This is a genomic window from Nocardioides marmoraquaticus (assembly GCF_054777915.1).
This window is the reverse complement of record NZ_BAAHAA010000003.1, coordinates 168666-187949: the sequence shown is the minus strand read 5'-3', so window position 1 is coordinate 187949 and position 19284 is coordinate 168666. Positions and strand designations below refer to the sequence as shown.

Here is a 19284-nt window from a genome sequence, read left to right as displayed (position 1 = left end):
GACCACCGATGGGCAGAACTCGACAGGCTCGACCACCGCTGGACCCGTCTCGACAGGCTCGACCACCGCTGGTCGAGCCTGTCGAGACCCTCAGTCGCCCTTGACGTTGACGACCTGGCGCAGCACGTGCCGCACCTCGACGAGGTCGGCGGCGTCGGCCATCACCTGGTCGATGTCCTTGTACGCCGCGGGGATCTCGTCGACGAAGGCCGCGGTGACGCGGTACTCGATCCCGACCATCGCCGCCCGCAGGTCCTCCACGTCGAAGGCCTTGCGGGCCGCCGTGCGCGAGTACGTCCGGCCGGCCCCGTGCGGGGCCGAGTGCAGCGAGGGGGCGTACCCCTTGCCCTCCACGACGTACGACGCCGTCCCCATCGACCCCGGGACGAGCCCGGGGCGACCGACCTCGGCATTGATGGCGCCCTTGCGGGAGAGCCACACGTCCTTGCCGTAGTGGCGCTCCTGCTCGGTGTAGTTGTGGTGGCAGGCGATCTCTTCGACCCGCGCCACGTCGCGGCCCACCCACTCCGACACGCACCGGTGCACCCGGTCCATCATCTCCTCGCGGTTGCGCAGCGCGTAGTGCTGCGCCCACCGCATCTGGGCGACGTAGGCGTCGAACTCCGGCGTGCCCTCGACCAGGTAGGCGAGGTCGCGGTCGGGCAGCTCGATCCACCAGCGCTCGCGCAGTTCGCGCGCGACCTGGGTGTGGTGCGTCGCGATCCGGTTGCCCACGCCCCGCGACCCGGAGTGCAGGAACAGCCAGACCCGCTCCAGCTCGTCGACGGTCACCTCGATGAAGTGGTTGCCGGAGCCCAGGGTGCCGAGCTGCAGCTCCCAGCGGGCGGCGTACGCCGCCGGGTCGAAGCCCGCCTCGTCGGCGAGGCTCCGCAGCTCCTCGACCCGGGCGCGGGTGTGGTCGTGGTGCACCCGCCGGTTGGCGGCGCCCGCGCTCAGCGGCACGGCGCGCTCGATCTCCCGTCGTACGACGCTCCGGTCGGCCGGCAGGTCGGCCAGCACGAGGTCGGTGCGCACGGCGTTCATGCCGCAGCCGATGTCGACGCCGACGGCCGCCGGCATGATCGCGCCCAGGGTCGGGATGACCGACCCCACGGTCGCCCCGCGTCCGAGGTGGGCGTCGGGCATCAGCGCGACGTGCGGGTGCACGAACGGCATCGACGCCGTCGTCACCGCCTGCGCGCGGGTGTTGTCCTCCAGGATCGACGCCCAGCTCAGCAGCGTCGGGGTGATGGTCTCCATGGTCCTTTCCGTCGTCCGGACCGCGCGGGTCGCGGTCGGCCTCCGGAAGGGTGCCAGCGGACCGGGGACCGCGGCGACCGGTTTTCCGTGCGAACAGCACAGTGCGGTGCTGCGGTGCCACCAGGTGGCACCCCAGCACCGCACTGGTGCTCAGGCGAGGCTCAGACCTCGAACTGGCCGGCCTCGAGGCGCTTCTTGACGTCCTGCAGGAAGCGACCGGCGTCGGCACCGTCGACCAGCTGGTGGTCGTAGGTCAGCGCGAGGTAGACCATGTGGCGCACGGCGATGGTCTCGCCGAGGTTGGGGTCGTCGATCACGACCGGACGCTTCACCACGGTGCCCGGGCCGAGGATCGCCACCTGGGGCTTGTTGATGATCGGGGTGTCCCACAGGGCCCCGACGCTGCCCAGGTTGGTGATGGTGAAGGTGCCGCCCGACAGGTCGTCGGGACCGATCTTGTTGGTGCGGGTGCGCTCGGCCACGTCGGCGATCTTCTTGGCCAGGCCGGCGATCGAGAGGTCGCCGGCGTCCTTGACGACCGGGGTCAGCAGACCCTTCTCGGTGTCGACGGCGAAGGCGACGTTCTCGCGGTCGTAGTAGGTGACCTCGCCCGCCTCCAGGTCGAAGGTGGCGTTGAGCGCCGGGTGCGTCTTCAGCGCGTCGACGGCCGCCTTGGCGAAGAACGGCAGGTACGACAGCTTCACTCCCTCGCGGGCGAGGAACTCGGCCTTCACGCTGTCGCGCAGCCGCGCGATGTTGGTCACGTCGACCTCGACCACCTGCGTGAGCTGCGCCGAGGTCTGCAGCGACTCGACCATGCGGGTGGCGATGACCTTGCGCAGCCGGCTGATCTTCTCGGTCTTGCCGCGCAGCGGGCTGGGGGCGGTCGGCTGGGGCGCCTTGTCACCGGCGCGCGAGGCCGAGGCGGCCTCGCCGGCGTCGGCGGCAGCAGGCTCGGGGGCCGACGACTGCTTCGCGGCCTCGGCGGCGGCGAGCACGTCCTGCTTGCGGATCCGGCCGCCCACGCCGCTGCCCTGGATGCTGTCGAGGTCGACGTCGTGCTGCGCGGCCAGCTTGCGCACGAGCGGGGTGACGTACTGGCCCCCGTCGGACGAGCTGCCCGACGAGCCACCGGACGGGGCCGGCTCGTCGTCCTGCGGCCCGGCCTTGGGCGCGCCGGAGGTCTGCGGCTCCTGCTTGGACTCCTTGGTCGGGGCGGGCGCCTCGTCCTGCTGCTTCTCGGGCTCCGGCTCGGGCTCCGGCTCGGGCTCCGGCTCCGGCTCGGGCTCCGGCTCGGGCTCCGGCTCGGACTGCTGCGGCGCCGCGTCGGCGTCGCCCACGACGGCGAGCTCGGCGCCGACCTCGACGGTCTCGTCCTCCTCGGCCTTGATCTCCAGCAGGGTGCCGGCGACGGGGGAGGGGATCTCGGTGTCGACCTTGTCGGTGGAGACCTCGAGCAGGGGCTCGTCGACCTCGACGGTGTCGCCGACCTGCTTGAGCCAGCGCGTGATGGTGCCCTCGGTGACGGACTCACCGAGCTCGGGCAGCTTGACCGGGGTGCCGGAGCCACCACCACCGCCGGACGACGGCTTCGGCTTCTCCTCGGCGGGCTCGTCCTGCTTCTCGGACTCGGGCGTCTCGTCGCCGGGCGGGAGGTCGCCGGTGCGCTCCTCGATGTCCTCCTCCTGCTCGGCCTTCTTCTCCGCCTCGGCCTCGTCCTTCGGCTCCGCCTCGGGCGTCGCGCCGTCGGAGTCCGAGTCGGACCCGGCGCTCTCGCCCTCGTCACCGACGACACACAGCTCGGCGCCGACCTCGACGGTCTCGTCCTCCTCGGCCTTGATCTCCAGCAGGGTGCCGGCGACGGGGGAGGGGATCTCGGTGTCGACCTTGTCGGTGGAGACCTCGAGCAGGGGCTCGTCGACCTCGACGGTGTCGCCGACCTGCTTGAGCCAGCGCGTGATGGTGCCCTCGGTGACGGACTCACCGAGCTCGGGGAGCTTCACAGGTGTCGACATCGGCTTCCTTCGTCGTGGTGGTGTCTGGTTCGGGTGGTGCTGTGGTTTGGGGCCGGGTCAGCCGTGCGCGTGCAGCGGCTTGCCGGCGAGGGCGAGGTGAGCCTCGCCCAGCGCCTCGTTCTGGGTGGGGTGGGCGTGCAGGTAGGGGGTGACGTCCTCCGGGTGGGCCTCCCAGCCCACGAGGAGCTGCGCCTCGCCGACCAGCTCCCCGACGCGGCTGCCCACGAGGTGGGCGCCGACGACGGGGCCGTCGACCACGCGCACGAGCTTCACGAAGCCCTGCGTGCCCAGGATCTGGCTCTTGCCGTTGCCTGCGAGGTCGTGGACGACGGTGCGGACCGCGTCGTTGCCGTGCTCGGCGCGGGCCTGGGCCTCGGTCAGCCCGACCGAGGCGACCTCGGGCTCGCTGTAGGTGACGCGGGGGACCTCGTGGTCGGGCACGGGGCGCGGCGCGAGGCCGGCGACCTCCTCGGCGACGAACACCCCGTGGGCGAAGCCCCGGTGGGCCAGCTGCAGGCCGGGCACGAGGTCGCCGACGGCGTACACCCCGGGCACGGAGGTCTGCAGCCGCTCGTCGACGGGCACCCAGCCGCGGTCGGTCGTGACGCCGACCTCCTCGAGGCCCAGGCCCTCGGAGACGGGGCCGCGGCCGACGGCCACGAGCAGCAGGTCGGCCTCGTGCGTCGCGCCGCCCTCGACCGTGACCGTCACGCCGCTGCCGGTGGCCTTCACGGACTCGACCCGGGTGCCGGTGTGGGAGCGGATGCCGCGCTTGCGGAACGCCCGCTCGAGCGCCTTCGACGCGTGCTCGTCCTCGGCCGGCACCAGGTGCGGCAGCGCCTCGAGCACGGTGACCTCGGCGCCGAACGAGCGCCACACGCTGGCGAACTCCACACCGATGACGCCACCGCCGAGCACGACGACCGACCCGGGCACCTCCTCGAGCCGCAGCGCGTCCTCGGAGGTCAGCACGCGCTCGCCGTCGACCTCGACGGAGGGCAGCGAGCGGGGGCGCGAGCCGGTGGCGACGACCACCGCGCGGCGGGCGGTGTACGTCGCCCCGTCGACGGTGACCTCGCGCGGCCCGGTCAGCCGGCCCGTGCCCTCGACCACGGTGATGCCGCGGCCGCGGACCAGCCCGGTCAGGCCCTTGTAGAGGCGGGCCACGACGCCCTGGGAGTAGGCGTTCACGGCCGGCAGGTCGATGCCCTCGAAGGTGGCGCGCACGCCGAAGCGCTCGCTGTCGCGGGCGCTGTCGGCGACCTCCGCGGCGTGGAGCAGGGCCTTGGTCGGGATGCAGCCGACGTGCAGGCAGGTGCCGCCGACCTTGTCGCGCTCCACGAGCGCGACGCTCAGGCCGAGCTCCGCGGCGCGCAGCGCGCACGCGTAACCGCCCGACCCGGCACCCAGCACCACGAGGTCGTACTCACCCCCGGGACCCTCCGGCACGCCGCGACCTCCCTCGTCTACGTCTCGGTGGGCTATCCAACCACCACCGCGGCCTCCACCGGACCCCGCGTCGTGACCCGTCGGTAGCCTGACGCGCCCGCTGTACCCCTCCCGCGACGGTTCCGCACGCCTGGCTGTGCCCGATGCCGCACACTGGGGGCCATGGGACTGCTGGACCGATTCCGCCGCGTACCGCGCCGCGGTGCGGGCGACGGCCCCGTCGTGCGCCACTCCGACGGTGCCGACCAGGCGCACCTGCGTGACTTCGTCGCCTCCCGCAAGGGGGTCGAGGGGTTCGTCGAGCCCCGCACCACCGTCACCGACGTGACGCTGCTTCTCGTCGCCCACGACGGCGAGTGGACCCGGCGCCGCGTGCCGTCGGTCGCGTGGGCGCACGACTTCTGCAACCGCAACGGCGTGCCGTCGTACGACGCCGGGCTGGTCGGGGTGCCGCAGCGCATGCGCGACTACAACCACCGCCAGAAGCTCGCGCAGCGCGAGATGCTGCGCCGCTCGCTCGACGACGAGGCCGACCGGGCCTAGCCGTCGGCCGGGTCCCCGGCCAGATCCTCGGCCTGCTCGGCCTGGGCGGCGACCCAGGCCACCAGCGTGGTGACGCCGTATCCGGTGGCGCCGGCCGTGACGTGCCCGGCGGGGCCGCCGGAGTTCCAGGCGGGGCCGGCGAGGTCGACGTGGGCCCAGGGGGTGTCGCCGACGAAGCGCTCGAGGAAGGCGGCGGCGTACGACGCCCCGCCCCACCGCACCCAGTTGGCCTGCAGCACGTCGGCCACCGGGCTCTCGCCCACGGCCGTGCGGCTCTGCTCGGGGATGGGCATCGGCCAGGCCAGCTCGCCCGCCGCCTCGGCGGCACCGAGCACGTCGGCGACCGTGGTCTCGTGGCCGAAGACGCCGGCGTAGCGCTCGCCCAGCGCGACCATGCAGGCGCCGGTGAGCGTCGCGGCGTCGACCACGGCGTCGGGCTGCTGCTCGATCGCCATCGCGAGCGCGTCGGCCAGCAGCAGCCGACCCTCCGCGTCGGTGTTGGTGACCTCGACGGTCTGGCCGTCGTGCATCGTCAGCACGTCGCCGGGGCGCATGGCGCTGCCCGAGGGCATGTTCTCCGCCATGGGGGCGTAGGTGGTGACCGCGACCGGCAACCCGAGCGTCCCGACGGCGAAGGTCGCAGCCAGCACCGCGGCGGCGCCGCCCATGTCGTACTTCATCGTCGCCATCGAGCTGCCGGGCTTGATGGTCAGACCGCCGGAGTCGTAGGTGATGCCCTTGCCGACGAGGGCCACCGACGCCACGGCGTCGTCGGGCGCCCAGGTCAGCCGCACCATGCGGGGCTCGTGGGCCGAGCCCTGCCCGACCCCCAGCACGCCGCCGCACTGCAGCGCACGCAGCTCGTCGGGGCCGAGCACCTCGACCTCGACCTTGCGGCCGCGGCCCTTCTGCTCGGCGGCCAGCGCCACGACGGCGTCGGCGAAGACCGACGGGGTGAGGTCGTTGGGCGGGGTGTTGACCCAGTCGCGGGCGCGCGCGACGTGCGCGGCGAGCACCTCACCGCGCTCGACCGCCGCGACCACGGCGTCGTCGCGGGCCGCCGCGCTGAGCAGCACCACCTCGCCGACGGTGCTCGGCGCCGGACCGGACTTGTAGCGGGTGAAGGTGTAGGCGCCGAGCGCGAAGCCCTCGACCACGGCGGCGACGTCGGCCGGGTCGGTCAGCGGGAGAGCCAGGGCCGCGGAGGCGGCGTTGCCGAGGTCGCGGGCGACCGCGCCGGCGGCCCGCCGCAGCACATCGGCGTCGAGCTCGTCGGTCGCACCCAGCCCGACCAGCAGCAGCTGACCGGCGCGCACGGCGTCGCCCGCGGGCACGCGCAGCGTCTCGGCCACCTCGGCGCGGAAGCCGGCGGCGCTCAGCAGCGGCGTGAAGCGGCGACCGTAGGCCCTGGCGACCTCCTCGCCGCCCGCGGCGGCCTCGTGCCGGGGCTCCGAGCCCGCGGCGCGGCGACCGGGCGAGCGGCGCACCACCCCCACCACGACGACGTCGGTGCGGGTCTTGGCGGGGTTGCCCTTGCGCAGGGTGAAGGTCGTCACCCGGTGCATCGTAGAGGCCGCCCCCGACGCCCCGACCGGCCCCAGGACGAGCCCCATGACAGGCCCCAGGACGAGGCCCAGGACGGGCCCGGGGGTGGTCGGACGCTGCGGTACGTTCCGGCCATGCCCGACCCCGTTGCGCTGCGCTCGCCCCTGCACGACCGTCACGTCGCCCTCGGCGCCAAGCTCGCCCCGTTCGGCGGCTGGGAGATGCCGCTCGAGTACGCCGGCGGCGGCGTGGTGCGCGAGCACACCGCGGTCCGCGAGGCGGTCGGCGTCTTCGACGTCAGCCACCTCGGCACGGCCGAGGTCCGGGGGCCCGGTGCCGTCGCGGCCCTCGACGCCCTGCTGACCAACGACGTCACGCGCATCGGGCCCGGCCGCGCCCAGTACACCCTGCTGTGCGCCGACGACGGCGGCGTCGTCGACGACCTCATCCTCTACGTGCACGACGACGACCGCGCCATGCTCGTCCCCAACGCCGCCAACAGCGCCGCCGTGCTCGACCGGGTCCGCGCCGCGGTGCCGGCCGGCGTCGAGGTGGAGGACCTCCACGCCGAGCGGGCCGTGCTCGCCGTCCAGGGGCCGCGGTCCGAGGCGCTGCTGCGCGACGTCGGCCTGCCCGCCGGGCACCCCTACATGAGCTTCGCCGTCACCGAGCACGGCGGCGCGGAGGTCGTGGTCTGCCGCACGGGCTACACCGGCGAGGTCGGCTACGAGCTGGTGACCGCGGCCGATGCCGCCGGGCCGCTGTGGGACTCCTTGCTCGCGGCCGGGGCGGCGTACGACGTGGTGCCGGCGGGGCTCGGCGCCCGCGACACGTTGCGCACCGAGATGGGCTACCCCCTGCACGGGCAGGACGTCGGCCCCGACATCACCCCGGTGCAGGCGCGGCTCGGCTGGGCGGTGGGCTGGGCCAAGCCCGCCTTCGCCGGCCGCGAGGCGCTGCTGGCCGAGCGCGAGGCCGGGCCGGGCCGGGTCCTGCGGGGCCTGCTCGCCCAGGGGCGTGCTATCCCGCGCGCCGGGATGTCGGTCACGACCGTCGACGGCGACCCGGTCGGCACCGTCACCTCGGGCACCTTCAGCCCGACCCTGAAGCAGGGCATCGCCCTCGCCCTCCTCGACGCCGGGGTCGCCCCCGACGCGGAGGTGCTGGTCGACGTGCGGGGTCGGGGCCAGGCGTTCGCCGTGGTCAGGCCCCCGTTCGTGACGACCGACGTGCGCGCCTGAGCGGACGCCGCAGGATCGGGCACCGGGGGGTCAGGCCCCGGCCCCACCGATGACCCACGGGAGGTCCCCATGACCAACAGCCTCGAGCCCACCTTCGGCGGCACCCGCCGCAGCGACCAGGTGCCCTGGTGGTGGCAGCTGCTTGACCGTGACGGCGCCGTGCTGGAGCGCGAGCGCGTGGAGTTCCCGACACGCAGCGACGCCGAGACGTGGCTGGGGGAGGCCTACCCCGACCTGGCCGAGGACGGCGTCGGCAGCGTCACCCTGTTCGAGGGCGACCGCGAGGTCTACGGCCCGATGTCGCTCGACCCGGCCTGACGGCCTGGGCCGACGTCCCGGCACGACGTCCCGGTCCGACGTCCTACTTGGGGCGGCCGCCGATGCGCACCCGCGGCTTCGGGATGCGCGTCGGGCGGATCTGCAGCATCCGCATGACGGCGTAGAAGGTGACCCCCTTCAGGCTCTCGTCGGGCAGCTCGGCGCGCAGCACGCGCTTGAGCCGCCAGACGGCGAAGGCGGTGTCGACGAAGACGACCAGCACCGAGGTCGTCATCAGCGTGGACCCGAAGCCCACGAGGGCCGCGCTGCCCGAGCTGTTGAGCACCAGCGAGACGATCAGGATGGGCAGCAGCAGCTCGGCGAGCGAGAGGCGGGCGTCGACGAAGTCGCGCGTCAGCTTCTTGACCGGGCCCTTGTCACGGGCGAGCAGGTACTTCTCGTCGCCCTGCTTCATCCCCTCGCGCTGACGCTTCGCGGCGTCGGCGCGCTTCTCGCGCTGCTGCTTGCGGGCGGCCTTGGAGTCGACGGTGGCGCGGGCCCGAGCCTTGCGCTCCGCCTCGGCCTGCTTGCGGGACGGCGTCGGACGCCCCTTGCCGGCGGTGGTGGCGCCGGAGGCGGGGGCGGCCACGGGGGCGGCCTCGGCGGTCTCGGCGGGCTCGGACTTGGTACGGCGCAGCACGGCGGGGGTCCTCGGGACGGGTCGACGACGGGTCTCGCAGCCTACCGGGGCCCTGGGCCGCCCCTGGTCGCAGCGGGTAGGTTCTGCCCATGAGCCTCATGAAGCGCATCAGCACGGTCTTCCGGGCCAAGGCCAACTCCGCCCTCGACCGTGCCGAGGACCCCCGCGAGACCCTCGACTACAGCTACCAGCGTCAGCTGGAGATGCTGACCAAGGTGCGCCGGGGCGTCGCCGACGTCGCGACCAGCCGCAAGCGCGTCGAGCTGCAGGTCAACCAGCTGCAGTCGCAGGCCGACAAGCTGACCCAGCAGGCGCAGAAGGCGATCGACGTGGGGCGCGAGGACCTCGCCCGCGAGGCGCTCACCCGCAAGTCGGGGCTCACCGGCCAGATCTCCGACCTCCAGGCCCAGCACGCCCAGCTGCAGGGCGAGGAGGAGAAGCTCACGCTCGCCGCCCAGCGGCTGCAGGCCAAGGTCGAGTCCTTCCGCACGCGCAAGGAGACGATCAAGGCGACGTACACCGCCGCCGAGGCGCAGACCCGCATCAACGAGGCCTTCTCCGGCATCTCCGAGGAGATGGGCGACGTCGGCATGGCCATCCAGCGCGCCGAGGACAAGACGCTGCAGATGCAGGCCCGTGCCGGCGCGGTCGACGAGCTGATCGCCTCGGGCGCGCTCGACGACGCCAGCTCGCTCTCGCGCGGCGACGACATCTCCCGCGAGCTCGAGGCGATGAGCAGCGGTGCCGACGTCGAGGCCGAGCTGGCCGCGCTCAAGGGCGGCGGCTCCGGTCGCCAGGAGCTCGAGCAGGGTGCAGGTACCCCCACCGGCGCCCCGACCGACACCTCCACCGCGACGACCGAGACCACCTCCGAGGCCCAGGAGGAGCAGCGATGATCGTCCGGATCATGGGCGAGGGCCAGCTCGAGGTCGCCGACGAGCACCTCGAGCGGCTCAACGCGCTCGACGCCGACGTGGAGTCGGCGGTCGAGGCGGGCGACGAGACCGCGTTCGCCGGGGCGCTGGAGTCGCTGCTCGGCGAGGTCCGCTCGGTCGGCACCGAGGTCGATGCCGACTTCCTGCACGACTCCGACCTCATCCTGCCACCGGCCGACGCCTCCCTCGAGGAGGTCCGCGGCCTGCTCGGCGACGAGGGCCTCATCCCCGGTTGAGGCCGAGCGCGCCGGTTCTCACCAGATTCTCGGGTTCCCACGGGAACGCCGACCGACGACAGCGACGTTGACCTGACATGGCCCGCACACGCTTCCAGTCCGACAGCGGTCTGACCGCCCGCATGACCGCCACCATGTTCCTGCTCGGCGCCCTGTTCGTCGCCATCGTCGTGGCGGTGGCGGGAGCGACCCGCAGCGTGGCGGTGGGCGCCCTGCTCGGCCTCGTCGGCATCGGCATCGGCATCTTCCAGTGGTGGCGCTCCGACACCGTGGCCCTGCGTGCCATGCGGGCCCGGGTCGTCACCCCGGAGCAGGCGCCCGAGCTGCACGGCATGATCGACCGGCTCTGCGTCATGGCCGACATGCCCAAGCCCGTCGTCGCCATCGCCGACAGCCCGATCCCCAACGCGTTCGCGACCGGCCGGTCCCCGCAGCGCTCGGCCGTCTGCGTCACCACTGGCATCCTGCAGGTGCTCGACGCCGAGGAGCTCGAGGGCGTGCTCGCCCACGAGCTGTCGCACGTCGCGCACCGCGACGTGCTCGTCATGACCGCGGCGGCCTCCGCCGGCATCGTGGCCGGCATGACCATGCAGGGCGCGCAGTTCGGCGCCCTGGGCCGCGGCAACCGCGACAACGGCGGCGCGGCCGCGGTGCTGCTGGCGGTCCTGGTGAGCGTGGTCGTCTACGCCGTCAGCTTCATCGCGCTGCGGCTGCTCTCGCGCTACCGCGAGCTGTGCGCCGACCGCTCGGGCGCCTACCTGACGCAGAAGCCCGGTGCGCTCGCCTCGGCGCTGCAGAAGATCAGCGGCCAGATGAACAACGTGCCAGAGCGCGACCTGCGGGCCTCGCAGAAGATGAACGCCTTCTTCATCGCCCCCGCGATCAAGGGCGTCTCGATGAGCACCCTCACCTCGACCCACCCGCCGCTGGAGCAGCGCCTCGACCAGCTGGCCAGGATCCAGGCCGAGCTCGGCCGGGCGTACTGAGGCGCGCGTGGGGTTCTGGGACGCGCTGCGGGGCCGCACGACGCCCAAGCAGGCCAACCTCGACGCCCTCTTCGGGGTGCCGTCCGCGGCGATGAGCCTCGAGGCCGCGCTGGGGCTGCACGCCACCGGCGCCGGCAGCGTGTGCTTCCGCGCCGCAGAGGGCCAGGCAGCGCGGGTCAGCCAGGAGGAGGCCGCCGGCCTCGTCGGCAGCGGCGGCGGACCGCGCACCGTGACCCGGGTCGACGACTACGGCTACACCTGGCTCACCGTCCGCACCGACCCGCCCGACGTCGCGGGGCTCGTCACCGACCTGCACGCGGTCAACTCGGCGCTCGAGAGCCAGGGCTTCTCCTCCAGCCTGTTGTGCTCGGTGGTCTCGTTCGTCGACGACGCCGCGCAGCCCGCGCACCTCGTCTACCTCTACAAGCAGGGCACCTTCTACCCCTTCGTGCCGCGAGGCGGCCAGCAGCGCGACACCCTGCGCGAGCGCCAGCTGCGTGACGCGGTCGGTGCCGACCTGCCGTTCGAGCAGGACCCCTCGCGCTGGCTGCCGATCTGGGGACTGACCGGCTGACCGCGTCGCCTGGTGGGACGGCGCGACCGTCCGGTTGTGCACGCTGCGAGGCGAGTTTAGGTTCGTCGGTGTGGACGGGGCGGCGCGACGGGCGGAGATCGCTGCGCTCGGGTTGCTCGACCGGCGGCCGCCCGAGGCCATCACGCACCTGCTGCACGCGGCTCGCCTCCTCACCGGCGCCTCCGACGCCCAGCTCAACGTCCTGACCGACGAGGCCCAGGTCACCCTCGTCAACGCCGACGGCCGCTCCCTGACCACGCCGCTGCCGGACTCGATGTGCGCGCGCGTCCTGGCCACCGAGCACGGCGACGTCCAGGTGCCCGACGCGACGCAGGACGTCCGGTACTCCGACGTCGGGCTCGTCGTCAGCGGGGACCTCGTCGGCTACGCCGCGAGTCCTCTCGTGACCAGTGCCGGCGTCACGATCGGAACCGTCTGCGTGTTCTCCGAGGGCCGGCTCGACATCGCCCCGCACCTCGTCGAGGCGCTGCACGAGGTGGCCCGGTCGTGCATGCTGGCGCTCGAGGCGAGGCGGAACGCCCGCAGCGTCTCGGAGGTCCTGAACGCGACCCGCGGTCGGTTCCAGCTGCTCGACCGCACCAACGAGCACCTGAGCGCCTTCGCCGGACAGGTCGCGCACGACCTGCAGGGACCGTTGTCCACCATCACCTTCGCGTTGCAGTGGCTTCGCGACGACCTGGTCGAGGGCGAGGCGCCCGAGCTCCTGCGGACCGCGCTGGCCGGCAGCGAACGCCTCCAGCGCACCGTCGCCTCGCTCCTCGAGTTCGCCCAGCTCGGGGGTCGGCCCGAGCTGGTGCCCGTGCGGGTGGCCGACCTGGTGACCGACGTCCTGCAGGACCTCGAGGTGGCGCGTGACCGGGTGGCGGTCGAGGTGGGCGAGCTGCCGGTCGTCGACGCCGTCCCGGTGCTGCTCCGCGCGCTCCTGCTCAACCTCGTCGACAACGCGTTCAAGTACGCCGGCGACGGTGAGAACCCGGTCGTGCGGATCTCCGGCACCACCGACGCCGAGGCCTGGCGGATCCAGGTGGAGGACAACGGGCCCGGGGTGTCCGCGACCCAGCGCGAGCGGATCTTCGAGCCCATGACACGCGGCATCGGCGAGGGCGTCCTGGCCCGTGTCGGGCAGGGCATCGGCCTGGCGACCTGTCGACGGGTGGCGCAGGTGCACGGTGGTCGCATCGGTGTCGAGGAGTCGCCGCTGGGGGGCGCGTGCTTCTGGCTCGAGGTGCCTGTCGGGCCCACCGCGACCTGACCCCCGTCGCCACACCGGCCGTAGCCTGCCCTGCATGCGCGTCGTCATCGCCCCGGACAAGTTCGCCGGCACCCTCACGGCCGTCGAGGCCGCCGCCGCCATCGCCCGCGGGTGGGCGCGGCGGGCCCCCGACGACGAGCTCGTCGAGGTGCCGATGAGCGACGGCGGCCCCGGCTTCCTCGACGTCCTGCACGCGGCCCTCGACGGCGAGCTGCGGGCGGTCACCGTGACCGACCCGTACGGCGTCCCGGTCCCGGCCGCGGTGCTGCGCGTGGGCGCCACGGCGTACGTCGAGAGCGCGCAGGCGGTCGGCCTGCACCTCACCGAGCCTGCACAGCGTGCACCGGAGCGCGGCAGCACGGCCGGGCTCGGCGAGCTGCTGCTCGCTGCCGTCGGCACCGGTGCGAGCCGCGTGGTCGTCGGCCTGGGGGGCTCCGCGACCAACGATGCCGGGGCCGGGCTGCTGGCCGCGCTCGGCGCGACGTGCACGGCCGGATCGATGACCGACGGACCGGCCGGTCTCGCCGACGTCGGTGGCGTCGACGTCGAGCGGGCCCGCGAGCTCGTCGCGGGCGTCGAGCTGGTGGCGGCGTCCGACGTGGACAACCCGCTGCTCGGCATCAACGGCGCGACGAAGGTCTTCGGCCCGCAGAAGGGCGTGCCCGAGGAGCGGCTGGTGACCCTCGACGGGTGGCTGCAGCACTTCGCCGAGGTCACCGACCGCAAGGTCGCCTCGCGCCCGGGCACCGGCGCGGCCGGGGGCCTCGGCTACGCGCTGGCGCTGCTCGGTGCCGAGCGCGTCAGCGGCCTCGACGTGGTGGCCGACGCCGTCGGCCTCGACGCGCACCTCGACGGCGCCGGGCTCGCGCTCACGGGCGAGGGCGCCTTCGACTTCTCCTCGCGCGCCGGCAAGGTGCCCTACGGCGTCGCCCAGGTGGCCACCGGGCGGCTGGTCCCGTGCGTCGCCCTGGCCGGCCAGGTGCTCGTCGGGGCCCGCGAGATGCGCGCCCTCGGCATCGAGTCGGCGTACTCCCTGGTCGAGCTCGTGGGGGAGGAGCGCGCCTTCGCCGCGCCGGCCGAGGCGCTCGAGCAGCTCGCCGAGCGCACCGCCCGCACGTGGAGCCGCTGAGCGTGCTCGACCCGCGGGAACAAACCCCGCCGTGTCACACTTGAGCACGTGACGGGCCGCCACGCCCGGCGGGCGACAGGCTCGCGGCGGGGCCCCGTCGCCCGAAGCATCCGTCCCACACCACTGGAGCGAGCATGACCGAGCAGGTCGAGACCCCCACCGAGCAGCGCACCAACGGCATCAACGTCACCGAGGCCGCCACGAGCAAGGTCCGGAGCCTGCTGCAGCAGGAGGGCCGCGACGACCTCCAGCTGCGCATCGCCGTGCAGCCGGGCGGCTGCTCGGGCCTGCGCTACCAGCTGTTCTTCGACGAGCGTCACCTCGACGGCGACGTCGTCACCGACTACGACGGCGTCGACGTGGTCGTCGACCGCATGAGCGTGCCCTACCTCTCCGGCGCGACCATCGACTTCGTCGACTCCATCGAGAAGCAGGGGTTCACCATCGACAACCCCAACGCCTCGGGCTCCTGCGCCTGCGGCGACAGCTTCCACTGACCCCGACTTCCGCAGCGCCCCGCTGCTGTCGCGCGAGACGACGAGGGCCGTCCACCACCAGGTGGACGGCCCTCGTCGCGTGTCGGGGGAGCGCCGGGTCAGTCGAGGTGCAGGTGCAGCCGGGCGGCGAGGTGGGCCGCGGCCTCGCTGACCTCGATCTCACGCTTCGGCGACTCGACCCACGCGTCGTGGGTCAGCCGGGGTGCCGGGCGGCGGACGTCGGCGGCGGAGGGGACACCCGAGAGCGCCCGCTGGCGCGGCAGCACCAGCCGGGCGCTGCACGCCGCGGCGTCGAGGGTCATCTGCCCGGTCGTGTCGGCGTCGTCGTACGGGCGGCGGTCGTAGGTCATGCCAGCGACGCTAGGGGCTACCGCGGGGTACGCCGAGCCGTACCGATCGGTAGTCTGCGGTGTCCTCCGCGTGCCCTCCCAGACCCTCTGGAGCCCCCGTTGTCGCTGTTCATCGCCGGGTCCATCGCGACCGACCACCTGATGAGCTTCGGGGGTCGGTTCTCCGACTCCCTGGTGGTCGACCAGCTCGACAAGCTGTCCGTCTCCTTCCTGGTCGACGACCTCGAGATCCGGCGCGGCGGGTGCGCCGGCAACATCAGCTTCGGCCTCGCGGCCCTCGGGCTGCGCCCGGTGCTCGTCGGGGCGGCGGGGGAGGACTTCGCCGACTACCGCTCCTGGCTGGAGCGCCACGGCGTCGACTGCGACTCGGTGCGGATCTCCGCCGACAAGCACACCGCCCGGTTCGTGTGCACCACCGACTCGAGCATGGCGCAGTTCGCGAGCTTCTACCCCGGGGCGATGAGCGAGGCGAGGCTGCTCGAGCTCGAGCCGATCGCCCGCCGCGTGGGGGAGCCGACGTACGTCCTGGTCGGGCCCGACGATCCCGAGGGCATGCGCCGCCACACCCGTGAGTGCCGCCAGCGCGGCTACGCCTTCGTCGCCGACCCGAGCCAGCAGCTGGCGTTCGGCGAGGGCGAGCTGATCCGCGAGCTCATCGAGAGCGCCGCCTACCTGTTCAGCAACGAGTACGAGTCGCACCTGATCCAGACCAAGACGGGCTGGAGCGAGGCCGAGGTGCTCGCCCGGGTGGGCACGCAGGTCGTCACCCTGGGCGCCGAGGGCGTGCGCGTCGTGGCCGCCGGCGCCGACCCCGTCGTCGTGCCGGCCGTCCCCGACGTCACGGCCGTCGAGCCCACCGGGGTGGGAGACGCCTTCCGCGCCGGCTTCCTGGCCGCCCTCGACTGGGGCCTCGGCCACGAGGCGGCCGCGCAGGTCGGCTGCACCCTGGCGGCGTACGTCGTGGAGCGCGTCGGCACCCAGGAGTACACCTTCACGAGCGAGCAGTTCCTCGCGCGTCTGGCGTCGGCGTACGGCGACGACGCGGCGCAGGCGGTGGCCCCGCGCCTGCTATGACGACCGGGCTTGGCAGCCGGGTCGCGGCGCCCCAGGAGGTTGCACGCGCCACACGGCCCGGAGGCTGGTCCTGGGGGCCGCAGTAGTAGTCTTCAGGAGTCTTTGGGAATCCTCAGTCCACGCTCACCCAGCCCTGCTCCACAAGGGCCGGTGCGATCCGAAAGGTTCGGCTGTTGAGTCAGTTGTCACCCACGCGTGTCCGGCGCGGTGCGGTTGCCCTGGTGCTGGTCATCGGGGCCGCGCTGCTGAGTGGTTGCTCGGCGGAGACCGAGAGCCAGCTGCGGCGGCTCGCCAACCCGGAGGAGGCCTCGGTCGAGGCCCCCTACATGCACTCGCTGTGGATGTGGTCCTGGCTCGCGGCCGCGCTGACCGGCGTGCTCGTGTGGGGCCTGATCGGCTACGCCTGCGTGCGCTACCGCCGGCGCAGCGAGACCGAGATCCCGGTGCAGACGCGCTACAACCTGCCGATCGAGATCCTCTACACGGTCGCGCCGCTGATGATGGTGGTCGTCCTCTTCTACTTCACCCTCGACACCCAGAACAAGGTCCTCGACCCCGACCGGGAGCACGAGGAGACCGTCACCGTCGTCGGCCAGCAGTGGTCGTGGTCGTTCAACTACAACCTCGGCTACGACGAGGAGTCCAAGGAGTACGTCCCCGAGGGCACCGGTGACGTCGTCCACGAGGTCGGCACCGCGGCCGAGCCGCCCACGCTGTGGCTGGTCAAGGACAAGACCGTCGAGCTCAACCTCTTCAGCCCCGACGTCAACCACTCGTTCTGGGTGCCCGCGTTCCTGTTCAAGATGGACGTCATCCCCGGCCGGGCCAACCACTTCACGGTGACCCCCGACCGCGTCGGCACCTACATCGGCCGCTGCGCCGAGCTGTGCGGCACCCGCCACACCCGCATGCTGTTCTACGTCAAGGTCGTCGAGCAGGCCGAGTACGACGCTCACCTGCAGGACCTCGCCGAGCAGGGCAACACCGGTCCCGTCCTCGGCCAGAGCGACGCAGACTCGGTCCCCGGTCTGCAGACCCAGGAGACAGGAGCCACCGAATGACCGCCGTCTCCGACGCGCCGTCCCACGTCACCGTCGAGCAGCCCAAGCACTCCCTGGGCACCCAGCTCGCCCGGATCGCGACGACCACCGACCACAAGCTGATCGGCAAGCTCTACCTCACGACGTCGTTCGTGTGGTTCCTCGTCGGCGGCGTCATGGCCCTCGTCATCCGCTCCGAGCTCGCGTTCCCGGGCTCGCAGGTGGTCAGCGACGAGGTCTACAACCAGCTGTTCACCATGCACGGCACGATCATGCTGCTGCTGTTCGCGACGCCGCTGTTCTTCGGCTTCGCCAACCTGCTGGTGCCGCTGCAGATCGGCTCGCCCGACGTGGCCTTCCCGCGGCTCAACATGCTCGCCTACTGGTTCTACCTGTTCGGCAGCCTCATCACCGTCTCCGGCTTCCTCACCCGATCCGGTGCCGCGAGCTTCGGCTGGACGGCCTACACGCCGCTGTCCAACGCGGTGCGCAGTCCCGGCATCGGCGGTGACCTCTGGATCATGGGGCTCTGGCTCGCCGGCCTCGGCACCATCCTCGGCGCGGTCAACTTCACCGTGACGATCGTGTGCATGCGCGCACCCGGCATGACGATGTTCCGGATGCCGATCTTCGTCTGGAACTCCTTCGTCACCAGCCTGCTGGTGCTCATCGCGTTCCCGATCTTCGCCGCGGCGCTGCTCGCGCTCGAGGCCGACCGTCAGTTCGGCGCCCACACCTTCGACCCCAGTCACGGCGGGGCGATCTTGTGGCAGCACCTGTTCTGGTTCTTCGGCCACCCCGAGGTCTACATCCTCGCGCTGCCGTTCTTCGGCATCATCACCGAGATCCTTCCGGTCTTCAGCCGCAAGCCGATCTTCGGCTACGTCGGACTGGTGGCGGCCACGATGGGCATCGCGGTGCTGTCGGTCGCCGTGTGGGCGCACCACATGTTCGTGACCGGCGCGGTCGACCTGGCCTTCTTCTCCGGCATGACGTTCCTGATCGCCGTGCCGACAGGAGTGAAGTTCTTCAACTGGATAGGCACGATGTGGGGCGGGTCGATCAGCTTCGACACGCCCATGCTCTGGGCGGTCGGCTTCCTGACGACCTTCCTGTTCGGTGGTCTGACCGGCGTCATCCTGGCTTCGCCGCCGCTCGACTTCCACGTCTCCGACAGCTACTTCGTGGTGGCGCACTTCCACTACGTCGTCTTCGGGACGGTCGTGTTCGCGATGTTCGCCGGCTTCTACTTCTGGTGGCCCAAGCTGACCGGCCGGATGCTCGACGAGCGCCTCGGCAAGATCCACTTCTGGCTGCTCTTCGTCGGCTTCCACACCACGTTCCTCGTGCAGCACTGGCTGGGTGTCGAGGGCATGCCGCGCCGCTACGCCGACTACGGCCCCAACGACGGCTTCACGCTGCTCAACCAGGTCTCGACCGTCGGAGCCTTCCTGCTGGCGCTGTCGACGCTGCCGTTCCTGTGGAACGTCTACGTCACCGCGCGCGGCCCGAAGGTCTCGGTCGACGACCCCTGGGGCTGGGGCCGGTCGCTGGAGTGGGCGACCAGCTGCCCGCCGCCGCGCCACAACTTCGTCACGCTGCCGCGGATCCGCTCGGAGTCGCCGGCTTTCGACCTGCACCACCCGGAGGTCGCGGCGCTCGAGTACGCCGACAACGACCTCGAGGGTGCCGCCGACGCTCCCGACATGGAGGGTCGCTTCGACCACATCAGCAAGGACGGTGACGCCCGATGAAGGCCGAGACCTGGATGTTCGCCTCGTGCAGCATCTTCTTCGTCCTGGTCACCCCGCTGTACTACCTGTCCAGCGGTGACATCACCGGCACCACCGCACTGGTGATGACCTTCCTGCTGACGACCCTGGTGGCCTTCTACCTCGGGTTCCACGCCAGCAAGATGCAGCCGCGTCCCGAGGACCGCAAGGACGCCGAGATCGCCGAGGGCGCCGGCGAGCTCGGCTTCTTCCCGCCCTACAGCTGGTGGCCGTTGTGGTGTGGCCTCTGCCTCGGCCTGATGACCCTGGCCGTCGGCATGCACCAGTGGTGGCTCTTCATCATCGGTGCGGCGCTGGGCGTCCTCGCCCTCAGCGGCCTGGTCTTCGAGTACTACCGAGGCATCCACGCCCACTGAGCGACACCCGCCTGACGTCTGGGCCGTGAC

At 72.6% G+C, this 19284-nt stretch carries 20 protein-coding genes; 14 read left to right on the top strand and 6 right to left on the bottom strand.

Annotated elements, in window-relative coordinates:
* Positions 1-90: 90 nt before the first annotated feature.
* The 3 genes from ACYU8I_RS03770 to lpdA form a co-directional block, all read right to left on the bottom strand.
* Complete coding sequence (locus ACYU8I_RS03770; RefSeq protein WP_460837599.1) at positions 91-1260, bottom strand: RtcB family protein; 1170 nt, start codon at positions 1258-1260, stop codon at positions 91-93.
* 161 nt (positions 1261-1421) lie between these two features.
* Positions 1422-3275, bottom strand: a complete 1854-nt coding sequence (gene sucB / locus ACYU8I_RS03765) for a 2-oxoglutarate dehydrogenase, E2 component, dihydrolipoamide succinyltransferase (RefSeq protein WP_460837596.1) — start codon at positions 3273-3275, stop codon at positions 1422-1424.
* A gap of 57 nt (positions 3276-3332) precedes the next feature.
* Complete coding sequence (gene lpdA / locus ACYU8I_RS03760) at positions 3333-4724, bottom strand: dihydrolipoyl dehydrogenase (RefSeq protein WP_460837594.1); 1392 nt, start codon at positions 4722-4724, stop codon at positions 3333-3335.
* Positions 4725-4886: 162 nt separating this feature from the next.
* Between lpdA and ACYU8I_RS03755 the strand changes: the two genes are divergently transcribed.
* A complete protein-coding gene (locus ACYU8I_RS03755) occupies positions 4887-5267 on the top strand; it encodes a hypothetical protein (RefSeq protein WP_460837592.1) in 381 nt (126 codons plus the stop codon).
* Here ACYU8I_RS03755 and ACYU8I_RS03750 read toward each other — a convergent pair.
* Entirely contained in the window at positions 5264-6832 is a 1569-nt protein-coding gene (locus ACYU8I_RS03750; protein WP_460837687.1) for a leucyl aminopeptidase, read from the bottom strand. The genes ACYU8I_RS03755 and ACYU8I_RS03750 overlap by 4 nt on opposite strands.
* Before the next feature lie 114 nt (positions 6833-6946).
* On the opposite strand from ACYU8I_RS03750, the gene gcvT reads away from it, so the two are divergent.
* Both gcvT and ACYU8I_RS03740 read left to right on the top strand, forming a co-directional pair.
* On the top strand, positions 6947-8053 hold the full coding sequence (gene gcvT / locus ACYU8I_RS03745) for a glycine cleavage system aminomethyltransferase GcvT (protein ID WP_460837590.1): 1107 nt from the start codon (positions 6947-6949) through the stop codon (positions 8051-8053).
* A 69-nt stretch (positions 8054-8122) separates the two neighbouring features.
* Positions 8123-8371 carry a hypothetical protein gene (locus ACYU8I_RS03740; RefSeq protein WP_460837588.1) on the top strand — a complete coding sequence of 83 codons (249 nt, stop codon included), beginning with the start codon at positions 8123-8125 and terminating at the stop codon, positions 8369-8371.
* Between the two features lie 43 nt (positions 8372-8414).
* Here the strand turns inward: ACYU8I_RS03740 and ACYU8I_RS03735 are convergent, their stop codons facing one another.
* Positions 8415-9011 carry a DUF3043 domain-containing protein gene (locus ACYU8I_RS03735; RefSeq protein WP_460837585.1) on the bottom strand — a complete coding sequence of 199 codons (597 nt, stop codon included), beginning with the start codon at positions 9009-9011 and terminating at the stop codon, positions 8415-8417.
* Positions 9012-9100: 89 nt separating this feature from the next.
* Between ACYU8I_RS03735 and ACYU8I_RS03730 the strand changes: the two genes are divergently transcribed.
* From ACYU8I_RS03730 to erpA, 7 genes are all read left to right on the top strand, one after another.
* Positions 9101-9907, top strand: coding sequence for a PspA/IM30 family protein (locus ACYU8I_RS03730; RefSeq protein WP_460837583.1), 807 nt, complete (start codon positions 9101-9103; stop codon positions 9905-9907).
* Positions 9904-10182: a PspA-associated protein PspAA gene (gene pspAA / locus ACYU8I_RS03725; protein ID WP_460837581.1), complete on the top strand. Its 279-nt coding sequence runs from the start codon at positions 9904-9906 to the stop codon at positions 10180-10182. The genes ACYU8I_RS03730 and pspAA overlap by 4 nt, the downstream gene beginning before the upstream one ends.
* 77 nt (positions 10183-10259) lie before the next feature.
* Positions 10260-11168 (top strand): zinc metalloprotease HtpX, encoded by a 909-nt coding sequence (htpX, locus tag ACYU8I_RS03720; RefSeq protein ID WP_460837579.1) that lies wholly within the window; start codon positions 10260-10262, stop codon positions 11166-11168.
* A 7-nt stretch (positions 11169-11175) separates the two neighbouring features.
* The gene (gene pspAB, locus ACYU8I_RS03715) at positions 11176-11742 is read left to right on the top strand and encodes a PspA-associated protein PspAB (RefSeq protein ID WP_460837578.1); all 567 of its coding nucleotides are present in this window, start codon (positions 11176-11178) and stop codon (positions 11740-11742) included.
* A 70-nt stretch (positions 11743-11812) separates the two neighbouring features.
* Positions 11813-13015: a sensor histidine kinase gene (locus tag ACYU8I_RS03710; protein WP_460837576.1), complete on the top strand. Its 1203-nt coding sequence runs from the start codon at positions 11813-11815 to the stop codon at positions 13013-13015.
* 34 nt (positions 13016-13049) lie between these two features.
* Positions 13050-14144 carry a glycerate kinase family protein gene (locus ACYU8I_RS03705; protein ID WP_460837575.1) on the top strand — a complete coding sequence of 365 codons (1095 nt, stop codon included), beginning with the start codon at positions 13050-13052 and terminating at the stop codon, positions 14142-14144.
* A 134-nt stretch (positions 14145-14278) separates the two neighbouring features.
* The gene (erpA, locus tag ACYU8I_RS03700) at positions 14279-14641 is read left to right on the top strand and encodes an iron-sulfur cluster insertion protein ErpA (RefSeq protein ID WP_460837573.1); all 363 of its coding nucleotides are present in this window, start codon (positions 14279-14281) and stop codon (positions 14639-14641) included.
* A gap of 98 nt (positions 14642-14739) precedes the next feature.
* Here the strand turns inward: erpA and ACYU8I_RS03695 are convergent, their stop codons facing one another.
* Positions 14740-14991, bottom strand: a complete 252-nt coding sequence (locus ACYU8I_RS03695; RefSeq protein ID WP_460837571.1) for a hypothetical protein — start codon at positions 14989-14991, stop codon at positions 14740-14742.
* Between the two features lie 99 nt (positions 14992-15090).
* Between ACYU8I_RS03695 and ACYU8I_RS03690 the strand changes: the two genes are divergently transcribed.
* The 4 genes from ACYU8I_RS03690 to ACYU8I_RS03675 all read left to right on the top strand — a co-directional run bounded on the left by ACYU8I_RS03690 (position 15091) and on the right by ACYU8I_RS03675 (position 19254).
* Positions 15091-16065 carry a carbohydrate kinase family protein gene (locus tag ACYU8I_RS03690; protein WP_460837569.1) on the top strand — a complete coding sequence of 325 codons (975 nt, stop codon included), beginning with the start codon at positions 15091-15093 and terminating at the stop codon, positions 16063-16065.
* Between the two features lie 221 nt (positions 16066-16286).
* Positions 16287-17126 carry an aa3-type cytochrome oxidase subunit II gene (gene ctaC / locus ACYU8I_RS03685; protein WP_460837567.1) on the top strand — a complete coding sequence of 280 codons (840 nt, stop codon included), beginning with the start codon at positions 16287-16289 and terminating at the stop codon, positions 17124-17126.
* Positions 17123-18859: an aa3-type cytochrome oxidase subunit I gene (gene ctaD, locus ACYU8I_RS03680; RefSeq protein ID WP_460837565.1), complete on the top strand. Its 1737-nt coding sequence runs from the start codon at positions 17123-17125 to the stop codon at positions 18857-18859. Before ctaC ends, ctaD begins: the two co-directional genes overlap by 4 nt.
* A complete protein-coding gene (locus tag ACYU8I_RS03675; protein ID WP_460837563.1) occupies positions 18856-19254 on the top strand; it encodes a cytochrome c oxidase subunit 4 in 399 nt (132 codons plus the stop codon). Before ctaD ends, ACYU8I_RS03675 begins: the two co-directional genes overlap by 4 nt.
* Positions 19255-19284 lie beyond the last annotated feature (30 nt).

What these genes read in the sequence shown, in the direction of transcription:
- ACYU8I_RS03770 (WP_460837599.1), bottom strand. Translation starts at nt 1,260, where the DNA reads ATGGAGACCATCACCCCGACGCTGCTGAGCTGGGCGTCGATCCTGGAG.
- sucB (WP_460837596.1), bottom strand. Translation starts at nt 3,275, where the DNA reads ATGTCGACACCTGTGAAGCTCCCCGAGCTCGGTGAGTCCGTCACCGAG.
- ACYU8I_RS03755 (WP_460837592.1), top strand. Translation starts at nt 4,887, where the DNA reads ATGGGACTGCTGGACCGATTCCGCCGCGTACCGCGCCGCGGTGCGGGC.
- ACYU8I_RS03750 (WP_460837687.1), bottom strand. Translation starts at nt 6,832, where the DNA reads ATGCACCGGGTGACGACCTTCACCCTGCGCAAGGGCAACCCCGCCAAG.
- gcvT (WP_460837590.1), top strand. Translation starts at nt 6,947, where the DNA reads ATGCCCGACCCCGTTGCGCTGCGCTCGCCCCTGCACGACCGTCACGTC.
- ACYU8I_RS03740 (WP_460837588.1), top strand. Translation starts at nt 8,123, where the DNA reads ATGACCAACAGCCTCGAGCCCACCTTCGGCGGCACCCGCCGCAGCGAC.
- ACYU8I_RS03730 (WP_460837583.1), top strand. Translation starts at nt 9,101, where the DNA reads ATGAGCCTCATGAAGCGCATCAGCACGGTCTTCCGGGCCAAGGCCAAC.
- pspAA (WP_460837581.1), top strand. Translation starts at nt 9,904, where the DNA reads ATGATCGTCCGGATCATGGGCGAGGGCCAGCTCGAGGTCGCCGACGAG.
- htpX (WP_460837579.1), top strand. Translation starts at nt 10,260, where the DNA reads ATGGCCCGCACACGCTTCCAGTCCGACAGCGGTCTGACCGCCCGCATG.
- ACYU8I_RS03705 (WP_460837575.1), top strand. Translation starts at nt 13,050, where the DNA reads ATGCGCGTCGTCATCGCCCCGGACAAGTTCGCCGGCACCCTCACGGCC.
- erpA (WP_460837573.1), top strand. Translation starts at nt 14,279, where the DNA reads ATGACCGAGCAGGTCGAGACCCCCACCGAGCAGCGCACCAACGGCATC.
- ACYU8I_RS03695 (WP_460837571.1), bottom strand. Translation starts at nt 14,991, where the DNA reads ATGACCTACGACCGCCGCCCGTACGACGACGCCGACACGACCGGGCAG.
- ctaD (WP_460837565.1), top strand. Translation starts at nt 17,123, where the DNA reads ATGACCGCCGTCTCCGACGCGCCGTCCCACGTCACCGTCGAGCAGCCC.
- ACYU8I_RS03675 (WP_460837563.1), top strand. Translation starts at nt 18,856, where the DNA reads ATGAAGGCCGAGACCTGGATGTTCGCCTCGTGCAGCATCTTCTTCGTC.